Here is a 13,360-nt window from a genome sequence, read left to right as displayed (position 1 = left end):
TCAGGCCGCCTTCTTCGTGTTCGCGGCCGACTCGGCCTTCTTGGCCTCGTCCGGCGGGAGGAGGCTGCGGAGCTTCTGGGCGACCAGACGCGGGTTGGAGCCGGCCTGGATGGCCAGGACACCGTCGACGACCAGCTCCATCTCCTCGGCCTCGACACCGCTGAGGCGGGTCAGACGGGCGGCGATGGGCAGCCAGATGACGTTGGCGCTGAGCACGCCCCAGAGGGTCGCGACGAACGCGGCGGCGATGGAGTGACCGAGCGTGTCCGGCTTGTCGAGGTTCTCGAGCACGTGCACGAGACCCATGACCGTGCCGATGATGCCGATCGTGGGGGCGTAGCCGCCCATGTTCTCGAAAAGCTTGGAGCTGGCCTTGTCGGCCTTCTTCTTGGCCGCGATCTCGGCGTGCAGGATGTCGTGGAGCTCATCCGGGTCGGTGCCGTCGATCGCCAGCTGCAGACCGCGCTTGAGGAAGGGGTGCTCGACCGTCTTGACCGCGTCCTCCAGGGCCAGCAGGCCCTCGCGGCGGGCCCGCTCGGCCAGCTTCACGATCTCCTCGACCAGCTTCGTCGGCGGCGTGACCTTGGCCAGGAACGCCTTCTGCAGCATCTTGCCGGCGCCGGTCGCGTCCTTCAGCACGCCGCCGGCCATACCGGCCGAGAACGCGCCGCCGAACACCAGCAGCATCGAGGGGATCAGGATGATCGAGGCCGGTGAGCCGCCCTCGAGGATCTGCACCGTGAAGATGATGATGAGGCCGGCGACTACACCGACGATGGTTGAGATGTCCATCAGCGTCCATTCCGGTGCAGCGGGAGCACCTTGGCGTCGTCGTCGTCACCGGGCGACGGGGCGGAGGAGTGGGTGTTGGTGGGCTCGGCCTCGAGACGACTTGCCTGTGCGATCAGTGAGGCGCGGTAGTGCCGCACCGAATCGATGAACTCGGGCACGGACTCGGCAATGACGTACTTGGTGCCGTCGACCAGCGTGATGACCGTGTCGGGCGTGCAGTCCGCGCGCTCGACAAGGTCCGGGTTCAGGGCGAACACGGCACCGTTGATACGGGTTACGAGGATCACTTACATCCGTCCTTGGGTGATGGTGTGTGTTCTGGCTGGCGGGCCGTCCGTGGCCCCTCGATATGTGTTTCGGCCTGTTCCCGGTTGCCGATGAGATCCAAGCGGTGGCGGTACGGGTGCAGCGGCTGTTTCCAAACACAACGGCCGGGGCAGACGCGGATGCGCCTGCCCCGGCCGGAGGCCGAACGCGTGGTGAGACAATTACCGCTTCATGCTGACGAGCTCCTGGAGGAGTTCGTCGGAGGTCGTGATGATGCGGGAGTTCGCCTGGAAGCCGCGCTGGGCGATGACCAGGTTGGTGAATTCCTGAGCCAGGTCGACGTTCGACATCTCGAGGGCACCGCTGATCACCTGGCCGAGGCCGGCGCTGGTGGGCGTGCCGACCTGGGCCAGACCGGAGTTGACGGTGGAACGCCACTGCGAGTCACCGGTCTTCTCGAGGCCGTTGACGTTCTTGAAGGTGGCCAGGGCGACCTGGCCCAGCACCTTCTTCTGACCGTTGCTGAAGGCGCCGATGATCTGCCCGGTGTCCGACACCGTGTACGACAGCGAGGCCAGCGTGCCGGCCGCGTTGCCGTTGGAGTCCGACACCCGGGCCTCGGTCAGGCCGTGGAACATCGTCAGGTCGCCGGCGTCGACGGAGAACGTGTCACTGATGTTGGGGTCGATCGCGGTGGCGCCCGTGAACTCCAGCATCGCCTTCGTCGCCGGAGGCGTGGCGACCGGCTTGCCGTCCTTGAACTGGATGGTCGCGGTGATCGGCGTGCTCGGCCCGGCGTCACCCGACTTCGTGAGGGTCACCTGCCAGTCCTGGACGGAGGCGGTGGGATCGGTGGTGGTCCGCGTGAACTTCGCCGAGAGGCTGATCGGGTTACCCGTCTTGTCGAACGCCTTGAACGGGATCTCGATGGCCGGGATGGTGGTCGGGTCGGTCACGTCCTCGGGCATGTCGTTGGTCAGGTTGCCCTTCATCTCCACCGTGCTGGTCGCCACCGGTGAGATGCTCTTGCCCAGGGGCATCCTGATGTCGCCCGGCTTCGCGGCCGGGTTGACCACGCCGTCCTCGTCGGCGGTCCAGCCCTGCACGGGCTCACCGGTCGCGGTGGCGAGGGTGCCGTTGGCGTCGAAGAAGAACGAGCCGGCCCGGCTGTAGAGCTCCTCGTTGCCGCGGCGCGTGATGAAGAAGCCGTCGCCCTGGATCATCATGTCGCCGGCCTTGCCGGTGGTCTGCGCCGATCCCTGGCTGAAGTTCGAGGTGATACCGGCGTTGCGGACACCGAGACCGACCTGGCCGGGGTTCGAGCCGGCCTGGCCGTTCTGCGGGGCGCCGGCGGCGGCGGTCATCTGGCTGAGCGTGTCCTGGAACTGGACCGAGCTCGCCTTGTAACCGACGGTGTTGACGTTGGCGATGTTGTTACCGGTCACGTCCATCATCTGCTGATGCGCGTGCAGGCCACTGATTCCGGAATAGAGCGAACGCAGCATGGATAGTCCTTCGTTAGCGGATGCGGATTACGGCTTGGGCGTCGCTTCGGTCCCGCCCGGCTGGTTCTCCTGGACTTCCGTGACCTTGGACAGCAGCACTTCCGTGTTCCCGATCCGGAGAATCGGTTCGCTGTCGCCGTTGAGCTTGGCGGCTGAGATGGCCCCGGTGTGCCGGACGCCGTCGCCGTCCATGTATTCCACGTTCTTGCCGACCAGGGAGCTGGCAGTGATCAGCTGCTGGCCCTTGAGCATGTCGGCGATGCCTTCCAGCTTCTCGACCTGGGTGAACTGGGCGGTCTGAGCCAGGAACTGGGTGGAGTCGGCCGGTTTGCTGGGGTCCTGGTATTTCAGCTGGGCCACCAGGAGCTTCATGAAGGTGTCCCGGTCCCCGAGGGTCTTGCTTTTCTCCTTGGCCGCACCGGCACCGGCCGCCGCGGCGGCCCCAGCACCGGAGATTCCTGAGGTCGGCGAAGTCATAAGAGTTGCTCCCGTCCGTCAGCACGCTCTTAATCCGATTCGGCCGCACCGGCGTTTTGCTTAGAACCAAACAGAAACGGGCCTGCCACCTGGGCAGACCCGTTTCTGTGCGGCGTGCGTCAGGGCGCGAGGGAGAGGCTGAGCTTCCCCTTGCCGTAACGGTTGACGTCGACGAGCAGGTCGACGCGACGGCCGAGCGCCATCAGGTGGGCCCGGGCGTCGCCGGGCAGCGGTTCACCCGGGTAGACGACCTGGTAGAGCTTGATGTGCGGACCACCCTCGCGGTTGAGCAGGCTGGTCAGCACGTTGCACAGCTCGCCGACGTTCTCGGCGAGGTTCGGGTAGAGCTGCTTGTCGTCGATGCTGTCCTCGGCAGCACCGGCGGGAAGCAGGCCGAGAGCGGCGCCGGCGTTGGCCGCCAGCGCGAGCTCCATCCCGAGCACGGCGTAGATGTTCTGCGCGGAGTCGGTGAAAATCGCGACCGTCGAGGTGGGGATCTCATCTGCGCTGAGAGGCTCACCGGGACTGACGGTCACCTCGCGGCCGAGCAGATCCTCGAAGAGATTACGGACGGCCAGGGTGCCAGGAAGAACCGATACGTCGGACATGTCTAGATCATCCCAAAATAGGAGCGAAGACCTCATCGAATCGCTCAGCTGAGAAAGGCTTGACGATGAAAAAGAGAGCACCGGCGGCATCCGCCTGTTCCTTCATCTCGGGAGTGCTCTCGGACGTCACGAAACCGAACTTGACGTCGCTTCCGGAAGCACGGAGCTGCCGGAGACATTCGATACCGTTCATTTCCGGCATGTTCCAGTCGGAAAGCACCAGATCGGGGTTCTCCGACTTGACCATGTCGAAGGCCTCACGCCCGTTGGCGGCCTCGATCAGTTCGTGATCGCCGAAGCCCGCCTGCCGCAGGGTGCGGACCACGATCTGACGCATAACCCGGCTGTCGTCAGCGATGAGAATCTTCATTCCGCGCCCTCCTTGTTGTTGTCACCGCGGCTCTGCCACATGGAAATCGACACCGGCTCGCCGTCCCACATCCCGTAGACCCCACTGATCCGTACGGTGTTGGGAAAGCGCGCCGTCGCTTCGGGAGCGAGCACCACCTGCGGCAGCGACAGAAGCGCGCCGGGTGGCAACATCGCCTTGACCTGTCCGCCGACGATGTTGGCGAGTTCGCCGAGCACGTCGGACATGTCCTCGTCGCTGACCTCGTCCGCCTCCATGGCCAGAAAAGCGCCGGCGGCACGACGGGCCGCCTGCCGGGACGAGGCGTAGACGACGTGTCCGGTCCAGGAACCGTTGATGGAGACGGAGGAGTGGACCTCGGACGGCTGGTTCTCGTCGTTCGTCGGGATCAGCGGGCTGACGCCCTCGGGATCCAGATACGACTCCCACACCTGCTCCACCATCTCCGCGAGGTCGTTCTCGTTGACCTCGACTTCGATGCTCATGAGTTCGCTCCGGTCGGGACGAGGCCCAGAAGGGCCAGCTTCTCGATCATGGCCCCCTCGGTGAAGGGCTTGATCACGTATTCGTGGGCGCCCGCGGCGAGCGCGCGGACGATCTGGCTCTGTTCGCTCTCGGTGGTGACCATCACCAGCGTCATCTCACGCAGACGCGGCTCGGACCGCGCGTGCGAGACGAACTCGAGCCCGTTCATGTTCGGCATGTTCCAGTCGATGAGGGCCAGCTCCGGCACCTCGGTCATCGCGTTCAGCAGGTCGAGCGCCTCTTTGCCGTCGCCCGCCTCGATCGCCTCGAAGTTGAGCTTGGTGACGATGCGCTTGAGGATCATGCGCATCGCGCGGGAATCGTCGATCACCATGGCGCGCATCGGCGTCATCCCCTTCTCCCGGCGCCTACGGACGCCCCGGTGCGGACTCGGTAGGCGGACGTGCGGCCGGCGGCCACCCGCTCGTAGTTGTCGTCGATTCCGATCGTGGTCTCGGCCGCCCCCAGGAAGAGAAGGCCGTCCGGGCGGAGCAGCCGGGCCACGTTCTGAAGCACCGTGCGTTTGGTCGCGACGTCGAAATAGATCAGGACGTTGCGCAGGAAGATGACGTCGAACGGCTGCATGGCGGGCAGCGGCGCGGTGAGGTTCATGAGGCGGAACGACACGTTGCGGCGCAGCGCCGGGGCGATCCGCCAGTGCGCGCCGGCCCGCTCGAAGTACTGCACCAGCTGTGCGGCGGGCAGGCCCCGGTTCACCTCGACCTGGCTGTACTCCGCGGTCTCGGCCCGCTTCACCATCTCGGTCGAGATGTCCGTCCCCATGATCTCGTAACTCCACCCCGGCGGCAGCGTTTCCTGCAGGGTGATGGCCAGGCTGTACGCCTCCTGGCCGCTGGAGCTGGCGGCCGACCACACCCGGATCTTGCGGGTGGACGCCCGTGACTTGATCAGTTCGGGCAGGACGACGCTGGTGAGCGCCGTGAACGGCTCCCGGTCCCGGAACCACGACGTCTCGTTCGTGGTCAGCGCGTCGATGATCCGGCGCTGCTTGGCCGGGTCAGGCCGGCGCTGCAGGTCGGCCAGGAACTCGGTGACGCCGGAAGCGCCGACGGCTCGGGCGACCGGGATGAGCCGCGCCTCGACCAGATACTCCTTGCCGGGGGCGAGCACGATCGAGGCCTCACGCCGCACGAGCTGGGAGACGAAGTTGAACTCGGCTTGGGAGAGCGTCATCGGGCCACCGCCGCCGAACGGCCGGACTTGACCCGGTTGACCAGGTGGGCCGCGATCCGGTCGAGCGGCAGGACCTCGTCCGCCAGCCCCGCGCCGACGACGGCGCCCGGCATGCCCCACACGACCGAACTGGCCTCGTCCTGAGCCAGGATCTCGGCGCCCGCGTCTCTCAGCACCTTCGCACCACCCCGTCCGTCATGTCCCATTCCGGTCAGCACGGTGGCGTAGGCCGACGCGCCGTAGAGCGCCGCGACGGACCGGAACATGACGTCCACGGCCGGGCGGCAGGAGTTCTCCGGGGGCGCACTGCTGAGCTGGATCAGCGTGGACGTGCCCCGGCGATGGAGGACCAGATGCTTGTCGCCCGGCGCGATGTAGGCCCAGCTGGGGTTGAGCTCCATCCCGTCACCGGCCTCGACCACCCGCAACGGCGTGCTGCGGTCGAGCCGCTCGGCGAACATCTTGGTGAAGACGGGGGGCATGTGCTGCGTGATGACGATGGGCACCGAGATGTCGGCCGGGATGTGCTGGAGCACCTTGGTGAGCGCATCGGGCCCGCCGGTCGAGGAGCCGATCGCGAGGATGTCGATGCGGCCGCCGGGGGTGGTCCGTCGCGGGGCGGGGCTGCCGGGCCGGGCGCCGGGTCCGGCCGGCGCGGCACCGGGCCGAGCGGGGGCGGCGCCGGGCGGGGTGGCACCCGGACGGCCCGGAATCGGCCGGGGCGAGGCGGCGCCGGGGCGGCCCGGGATCGGACGGGGCGGCGCGGCGGACGGGGCGCCGGCGGACGGGCGGGCCGGGGGCGGCATCGGGGGCGCGGACATCCGGCGCTTGCCGGAGAGCACGTAGATCTTGGGGACGAGCTCGGTGCGGACGGCCTTGATCGACTCGTTCACGGACCCGACGTTGCTGGGCTTGGTGACGTAGTCGGTGGCTCCGGCCGCGAGCGCCTCGAGCGTGCTCGCCGCCCCGGCCGCCGACAGCGTGCTGAACATGATCACCGGGATCCGCTTGTGGCGCTTGCGCAGCTCGCGGACCGCGGTGATGCCGTCCATCTGCGGCATCTCGATGTCCATGGTGATCACGTCGGGCTTGAGCTGATCGATCTTGGCCTGGGCCAGCAGCCCGTTGGACGCCGTGCCGACGACCTCGATCTGATCGGCGCCACTGAGGGCGTCGACGATCAGACGGCGTACGACCACCGAGTCGTCGACGACGAGAACCGAAATCATCGGGCCCATGTCCTCACCCCAACCAAGCCGGGCCGAGAGCCGCCACCACGGGGGCCAGAAGCCGGTGGGCGGTCGAGGTGTCCAGCAGGTCCCGCACCACCAGCGCCTGCACCGCGCCGCTGAGCATGTTCCACACCCCGCCGGCCCGGTCGGCCAGCGGAATGGCGGCCGTGTCGACGGCCTGCACCAACAGCATCTGTGCCGCGGCGGCCGTGCGGACCCGATCCGAGAGATACGCCGCCCAGGACGCCGAATGCACCGCCGGGGACCAGCCACCCGCGTTGCGCCGGGCGTCCTCGGCCGAGGCGAGGAGCCGGTTGAGATCCCTCGTCGGCAGCGAGCGCAACCGGTCGAGCAGCGACGAGACCGTGTAGTGGTGCGGTCCGAGGTCGATCGGGGCGCCGACCGGCAGCTTGCGCATGGCCGCGACCCAGCCCGCGCCCAGCCGGCGGCGGGTGTCGGCGTCGAGCACCTCTTTGAGATAGCTGGCGACCGCCGCGTCGCAGATCAGCGCGGTGGCCGAGGCCGCGGTCTCGGACTGCTGCGCGTCCCGGCCGGTGCCCGTCCACGTCCAGGCCATCACGTCGTAGCGCAGGCAGGTCAGCAGCGCGTCGACGGTGCCGATCGGGGCCCGCTCGACAAGGGCCAGGCTCCCGGCCGGGTCGTCCTTGCTCATCCCCTTGAGCGACGGCATCCGGCGGGCCGCGCTCTCCACCTCGACCCAGAGCGGACCGCGTACGCCCTCGTCCGGCAACCGCTCGGCGAGCAGCGGCAGGTCCGCCGCCTGCAGACGCAATCCGCGCAGCACGACCTCGGCCGTGGCCGACCCGCCGGTGAGGCGGGTCAGGTCGAAGCCGAGCACCGGGGCGCTGACGAGGCTGTACATCAGGTCGTGGCGCGGTACGTGTCGACGGCCGCGTTCACGTCGAGGGCGAGCATCAGCCGGCCGTCCAGTTTGAACGTCCCCACGACGAGGTCGCGGGTGGGCCCGCTGAGCGTGACCGGCGGCGGCTCGAAGGTGTCGTCGTCGAGATCGACCACCTCGCCGATCCGGTCGACCACGAGGCTCACCGGTTCACCGTCACCCCGCAGGATCACGTTCATCACCGGGCCCTCGAGCTCCTTGCGCTCCAGGCCGAGCTGGACCCGCAGGTCGACCGCGGCGATCACCTGACCGCGCAGGTTGAAGAGCCCGCCGATGGCCGGCGGTGCGAGCGGCACCGGGGTGTACTCGTTGTACGAGAGCACCTCCTGCACCGTGTGCACCTCGACCCCGAACAGCTGGTCGGCCACCTCGAAGGTGGCGAACTGACGGCTCGCCATCTCAGGCCTCCACCAGCAGCTCGTCGTTTTCCAGGTCGGTGTAGAAGTTCGGGTCGGCCGCGAGGATCGCGCGGCGCACGTCCAGCAGCTCGGTCACCCGCTGCTGGATGACCGCCGTGCCGACCAGGCCGTCCTCCTCGGCGTCGCGCCGGGCCGTCGTCGAGTTCTCGGCGATGTCCACGATCCGGTCGACCACCAGCGCCACGCTCCGGGCTCCTTCGCTGTAGACGACGACCGAGACGGTGTCGCCCTCGGGCTCCTCGCCGTACGCCCCGAGCAGGTGCGACAGCCGCACCAGGGGCAGGATCTGCCCGCGGTACTGCACCACCTCGCGGCTTCCGGCGTGCTCGATCCGCTCGCGCGGGAACTCCTCGAGCCGGGTGACCGTGTCGAGCGGGATCGCGACCCGCCGCTCGCCGACCGCGGTGACGAGCAGCCGTTCGCCCGTGCCACCGCCCTTGGCCGCCCGCGCAGACGCCTCCAGGTTCTGCCGTTCGGCGTCGGGGGCCAGGTGACTGCGGCGGGCCAGCGACGAGACGTCGAGGATCAGGCCCACCTTGCCGTCGCCCAGGATCGTCGCTCCGGCGTACAGGCCGATGTCCTTGAACCTCGAGTTGAGGGCCTTGACCACGACCTCTTCGGTGTTGAGGACCCGGTCGACGACCAGGCCGAAGCGCCGGCCGTCGGCCTGCAGGACCATGATGTAGACACCCTGGTCGCCGCCGACCTCGAGCCCGAGCGCGCGGTCCAGCCGTACGAGGGGAAGCAGTTTGCCCCGCAGGCGGTAGACGGGCGCACCCGACGCGTACTCGATCTTGGTGGACTGCCCGTCGATGAAGACCAGTTCCAGCACCGCGACCTGCGGGACGACGTACCGCTGCTCACCGCAGTCGACCGTGAGCGCCTGGATGATGGCGAGCGTCAGCGGGATGGTCAGGCGCCACACCGTGCCCTGGCCGGGAGTCGAGTCGACGCTGACCGCGCCGCCGATGTTCTCGATGTTGGTCTTGACGACGTCCATGCCCACGCCGCGGCCGGACACGTTGGTGACCTTGGCCGCGGTGGAGAAGCCCGGCTGGAAGACCATCGCCATGATGTCGCGCTTGTCCATGGACGCGATCTGGTCGGCCCGCAGCAGGCCGTTCTCGACCGCCTTCTGCGCGATCCGCTCCACGTTCAGGCCGGCGCCGTCGTCGGCGACCTCGACCGCCACGTGACCGCCCTCGTGATAGGCGCGCAGCGTGAGCTTGCCCTCGGCGATCTTGCCGGCCGCGGTGCGGGTCTCGGGGTCCTCGATGCCGTGGTCGACCGCGTTGCGGACGAGGTGGGTCAGCGGGTCCTTGACCGCCTCGAGCAGGCTGCGGTCGAGCTCGGTCTCCTTGCCCTCCATGACCAGCTGGACCTGCTTGCCGAGCGACTGGCTCAGGTCGCGGACAACCCGGGGCAGCTTCGACCAGATGTGCTCGATGGGCTGCATGCGGGTCTTCATGATGCCCTCTTGCAGCTCACTGGTGATCATGCCGAGCCGCTGGGCGCTGCGGACGAGGGTGGCGTCGCCGGTCTCCATCACGCCCCGGACCAGCTGGTTACGGGCGAGCACGAGCTCACCGACCATGTTCATCAGCGTGTCGAGCAGGTCGACGTCAACCCGGATCGCGCTGTCGGCGATGCTGCGCTTGGGCGTCTGGGCCTGCAGGGCCTCGCTGACCGCGGCCGGCTGGGCCTTGCCCTCGTCGAGCAGGATCGTGCCGAGCTTGCGCTCGTCGCCCTCGATCTGCTGGGCGAGCGCGGAGCCGACGTCCGAGGCCTGCGCCGCGCCGGTCTCGACCAGGATCTCGCCGATCGGCTTGCGCTGGTTCTCGACCGGCTCGGGGGCCGGCCGGGCGGGCGTCTCGTCCAGGGACTGCGGGGTCCCGGCCTCGGCGGTCTCGCCCGCGGGGGCCTCGGCGGCCGGTGCGGCCGCCGCCTCGCCCGAGTTCATCTGAGCGTTGACCTGCGCGATGATGGTGTCGATGTCGACGTCACCCTCGGCCTGCGTCTCCTCGATCGCGGCGAGGATCGAGCGCACACCGTCGATGGTGGCGAGCAGCGTGGTGATCGTCGTCGGCGTCACCGGCATGACCCCGTCGCGGAGCTTGGACAGCAGCGACTCGCCCGCGTGGGCCAGCTTCTCGAGCCGGCTGAAGGCCAGGAAGCCACTCGTTCCCTTGATGGTGTGGATCGCCCGGAAGATGCGGGAGATCAGGTCCCGGGAACTGGGGTCCTGCTCGAGTTGCACCAGGTCGCGGTCGATCTGGTCCAGGTTCTCGTGGCTTTCCATGAGGAATTCGCCAACGATCTCACCAAGGTCTTCCACGCTCGTTTACCTCCTGCTCGGCGTCCAAGGCCCTCATCGGTTGTCGGCTTCGTCACCTGAGGACACCGGGACCACAACCGAAGGGGAAATCAGGCCTCGCCGCCGGGACGGCGGTAGCGGTAACCGAATCCGCGCACGGATTCGATGGGTGAATCGTCGGGGTCGGACCAGCCGAGCTTGCGGCGCAGGCGGAGCACGGCGAACTTGACGCGCTCCTGGCCGATGCCGGTCGGGTCGTCCCAGGCCTGGGTCAGCAGCTGGTTCGGGCTGAGCACCGCCCCGGCGTGCCGCACCAGCGCGTTGAGCAGCCGGAACTCGGTCGGCGTGAGGCGCTTCTCGTCACCCTTGACATAGACCCGGCGCTTGGTCGGGTCGAGGTGCACGAGACCGTCGTCGTAGACCTGACTGGCCCAGCTGTTCTGCCCGGTCGACGAGCGGCGCAGCAGCGCCTCGACGCGGGCCAGCAGTTCGTTGTTGGCGAACGGCTTGGTGAGATAGTCGTCGGCGCCGCCGCGCAGCCCGCGCACCTTCTCGGCCTCCTGGCCGTGCGCGGTCAGCACCAGCACCGGCACGTCGGAGACGTCCCGCAACCGCTCGAGCACCTGCCAGCCGTCCATCTCGGGCAGGCCCACATCGAGCACCACCAGATCGGGGTGTTCGGCGTACGCCTCCTTGAGGCCGGTACGGCCGTCGCCGGCGTGTGCCACCTCGTACCCCGCACGGCTGAACAGCAGTCGCAGAGCCAGTGCGATGTCCGGATCGTCCTCGACGACGAGTAGGCGACTCATCCTGTGCTCACCCTGCCCCACCCCTCGCTCGCACCTTGTTCCGGACACGACCGCCCGTCCGGTGCGCCGCTCGGCGCCCGGTGGGGGTCGGTGTCGTGGGTCCTGCACCGGCGACTGCCGGCGGCGGAATCAACCGCGCAAAGCCACGATAGCGTGATGTCACGGTCTATTTACGGACAGTGACAGATTCGCGGGCTATCCGCTCGTAGCGGCGTGGCCCGGAAGGATCACCAATCCCCCCAGACTGACACGTTCTGACCATCCGTTTCCGGTTTCCGGCAAAGATGGGACTTACGGCCGCAAAACGGCTCCGATATCCCTAGGTGGGCGACTCCGCCCAGGGAGAGGAGCCAAGCCGTGCTCAAGAACGTGGTGCGAGGTCTCGTCCTGCTCGTCGCCGGTCCGGCGATCGGGCTCGCCGTGGCCGCCCCCGCGCAGGCCCAGGTGCCGGTGCCGCCCCTGCCGCCGGGCGTCGGGGCCACGGTGGTCGCGCCGCGCACGCTGATGTCCCAGGTCGTGACCATGACCAATCAGCAGCGCTACGCCAACGGCTGCCGGCGTCTGCTCACGGTCGATCAGGAGCTGACGGTCGCCTCCGTACGGCAGAGCGTCTACATGGCCCGTACGGGACTCTTCAGTCACGTCTGGCGCGACGGCACCACCTTCGTACGGCGGTCCCACCTGGCCGGATATGCCCAGCCCTCCGGCGAGAACATCGCCTGGGGCTACCGCACCGCGACCGAGGTGATCGAGGCCTGGATGGCCAGCCCGCGGCACCGCGCCAACATGCTCAACTGCGGCGCCAAGTCGATCGGCACCGGCGTCGTCTACGCCGCGAACGGGGTGCCCTACTACACGCAGGTCTTCGGCTGGGATTAAAGAGCGCAGTTGATCAGCACGGGCTCGGGACGCAGCTCGACGCCGAATCGCTCCCGCACCCCGTCGCGGACCGTGCGGGCCAGCGCCAGCAGCGACTCGGTGGTGCCGGCGCCGCGGTTGGTGAGCGCCAGCGTGTGCTTGCTCGAGATGGCCACGCCGTCGCCGGCGAAACCCTTGGGGAAACCGGCGTTCTCGATCAGCCAGGCCGCCGGGATCTTCACCGTGCCGTCGTCACCCGGCCAGTGCGGGGCGTCGAGCCCGAGCGCGGCCCACTCGTCGGCGCCGACCACCGGGTTGGTGAAGAACGAACCGACCGACCACGTGTCGCGGTCGTCTGAGTCGAGGACCATGCCCTTGCCCGCGCGCAGCTTGAGCACGGTGTCGCGGGCCAGCTGCAGCGGCACCCGGTCGCCGGCCTCGACACCCAGGTTGCGGGCGAGCTCGGCATAGCGGATCGGCGCCGACTCGGCCGAGCGGGCCAGCCGGAAGTCGACCTCGAGCACCACGAAGCGGTCGTTGTGCTTGAAGACGCTCGCACGGTAGGCGAAACCGCACTCGGACGGGGGCATCACGCGGATCGTGCCGTGCTCACGGTCGTACGCGTGCACCGCCACGATCGTGTGACCGACCTCCTGCCCGTACGCACCGACGTTCTGGATCGGGGTGGCACCGGCCGAGCCCGGGATACCGCTGAGGCACTCGACCCCGGACAGGCCCCGCTCCACCGCGTACGCCACGAAGTCGTCCCACGGCTCCCCCGCGGCGACCCGGACGACAACGCTGTCCGCGTGTTCCTCGACGACGCGCACACCCCGGTTGCGGAGCAGCACGACCATGCCGTCGAAGCCGCCGTCGCCGATCACGACGTTGCTGCCGCCGGCCAGAATGAGCACCGGGCGCCCTTCGGCCGTGGCATTGCGCACGGAAGCCACCACTTGGTCCGTTTCGGTGGCGACCGTCAAGATGCCGGCGGGCCCGCCAAGGCGTAGCGTCGTGTACGCCGACAGGTCGGTTTGCGGGGCGGCGGTAACGTCAGGCACGCCAACC

Annotated in this window: 16 protein-coding genes; 1 reads left to right on the top strand and 15 read right to left on the bottom strand. The window is 68.6% G+C overall.

All coding sequences use genetic code 11. The annotated features are described in order from the left end of the window. From JIG36_RS17560 to JIG36_RS17495, 14 genes are all read right to left on the bottom strand, one after another. Complete coding sequence (locus JIG36_RS17560; protein WP_203377322.1) at positions 1–792, bottom strand: flagellar motor protein; 792 nt, start codon at positions 790–792, stop codon at positions 1–3. After that, entirely contained in the window at positions 792–1,079 is a 288-nt protein-coding gene (locus JIG36_RS17555; protein ID WP_203377321.1) for a flagellar FlbD family protein, read from the bottom strand. The genes JIG36_RS17560 and JIG36_RS17555 overlap by 1 nt, the downstream gene beginning before the upstream one ends. Before the next feature lie 201 nt (positions 1,080–1,280). Continuing rightward, positions 1,281–2,564 (bottom strand): flagellar hook protein FlgE, encoded by a 1,284-nt coding sequence (locus JIG36_RS17550; RefSeq protein WP_203377320.1) that lies wholly within the window; start codon positions 2,562–2,564, stop codon positions 1,281–1,283. Between the two features lie 27 nt (positions 2,565–2,591). Beyond that, positions 2,592–3,041 (bottom strand): flagellar hook assembly protein FlgD, encoded by a 450-nt coding sequence (locus tag JIG36_RS17545; RefSeq protein WP_203377319.1) that lies wholly within the window; start codon positions 3,039–3,041, stop codon positions 2,592–2,594. Positions 3,042–3,160: 119 nt separating this feature from the next. Next, positions 3,161–3,649: a hypothetical protein gene (locus JIG36_RS17540; RefSeq protein ID WP_203377318.1), complete on the bottom strand. Its 489-nt coding sequence runs from the start codon at positions 3,647–3,649 to the stop codon at positions 3,161–3,163. A gap of 7 nt (positions 3,650–3,656) precedes the next feature. Next, positions 3,657–4,019, bottom strand: coding sequence for a response regulator (locus tag JIG36_RS17535; protein ID WP_203377317.1), 363 nt, complete (start codon positions 4,017–4,019; stop codon positions 3,657–3,659). Further along, positions 4,016–4,504: a chemotaxis protein CheX gene (locus JIG36_RS17530; RefSeq protein WP_203377316.1), complete on the bottom strand. Its 489-nt coding sequence runs from the start codon at positions 4,502–4,504 to the stop codon at positions 4,016–4,018. Before JIG36_RS17530 ends, JIG36_RS17535 begins: the two co-directional genes overlap by 4 nt. Continuing rightward, positions 4,501–4,896 (bottom strand): response regulator, encoded by a 396-nt coding sequence (locus JIG36_RS17525; protein ID WP_203377315.1) that lies wholly within the window; start codon positions 4,894–4,896, stop codon positions 4,501–4,503. Before JIG36_RS17525 ends, JIG36_RS17530 begins: the two co-directional genes overlap by 4 nt. Next, complete coding sequence (locus JIG36_RS17520) at positions 4,893–5,738, bottom strand: CheR family methyltransferase (protein ID WP_203377314.1); 846 nt, start codon at positions 5,736–5,738, stop codon at positions 4,893–4,895. The genes JIG36_RS17525 and JIG36_RS17520 overlap by 4 nt, the downstream gene beginning before the upstream one ends. After that, entirely contained in the window at positions 5,735–6,976 is a 1,242-nt protein-coding gene (locus JIG36_RS17515; RefSeq protein WP_236047139.1) for a protein-glutamate methylesterase/protein-glutamine glutaminase, read from the bottom strand. The genes JIG36_RS17520 and JIG36_RS17515 overlap by 4 nt, the downstream gene beginning before the upstream one ends. A 4-nt stretch (positions 6,977–6,980) precedes the next feature. After that, positions 6,981–7,853 carry a hypothetical protein gene (locus JIG36_RS17510; protein ID WP_203377312.1) on the bottom strand — a complete coding sequence of 291 codons (873 nt, stop codon included), beginning with the start codon at positions 7,851–7,853 and terminating at the stop codon, positions 6,981–6,983. Continuing rightward, positions 7,853–8,290: a chemotaxis protein CheW gene (locus JIG36_RS17505; RefSeq protein WP_203377311.1), complete on the bottom strand. Its 438-nt coding sequence runs from the start codon at positions 8,288–8,290 to the stop codon at positions 7,853–7,855. The genes JIG36_RS17510 and JIG36_RS17505 overlap by 1 nt, the downstream gene beginning before the upstream one ends. Before the next feature lies 1 nt (position 8,291). Continuing rightward, entirely contained in the window at positions 8,292–10,646 is a 2,355-nt protein-coding gene (locus JIG36_RS54055; RefSeq protein WP_203377310.1) for a chemotaxis protein CheW, read from the bottom strand. 89 nt (positions 10,647–10,735) lie between these two features. Next, on the bottom strand, positions 10,736–11,434 hold the full coding sequence (locus JIG36_RS17495) for a response regulator transcription factor (protein ID WP_203377309.1): 699 nt from the start codon (positions 11,432–11,434) through the stop codon (positions 10,736–10,738). Between the two features lie 357 nt (positions 11,435–11,791). On the opposite strand from JIG36_RS17495, the gene JIG36_RS17490 reads away from it, so the two are divergent. Next, positions 11,792–12,313, top strand: coding sequence for a CAP domain-containing protein (locus JIG36_RS17490; RefSeq protein WP_307872769.1), 522 nt, complete (start codon positions 11,792–11,794; stop codon positions 12,311–12,313). On the opposite strand, the gene JIG36_RS17485 is transcribed toward JIG36_RS17490, so the two are convergent. After that, positions 12,310–13,353 carry a UDP-N-acetylmuramate dehydrogenase gene (locus JIG36_RS17485; RefSeq protein WP_438870730.1) on the bottom strand — a complete coding sequence of 348 codons (1,044 nt, stop codon included), beginning with the start codon at positions 13,351–13,353 and terminating at the stop codon, positions 12,310–12,312. The genes JIG36_RS17490 and JIG36_RS17485 overlap by 4 nt on opposite strands. Positions 13,354–13,360 lie beyond the last annotated feature (7 nt).

This window comes from Paractinoplanes ovalisporus, assembly GCF_016834655.1.
GTDB lineage: Bacteria > Actinomycetota > Actinomycetes > Mycobacteriales > Micromonosporaceae > Actinoplanes > Actinoplanes ovalisporus.
Note: the sequence above shows the minus strand (reverse complement) of the source record. Positions and strands in the feature narration are given on the sequence as shown.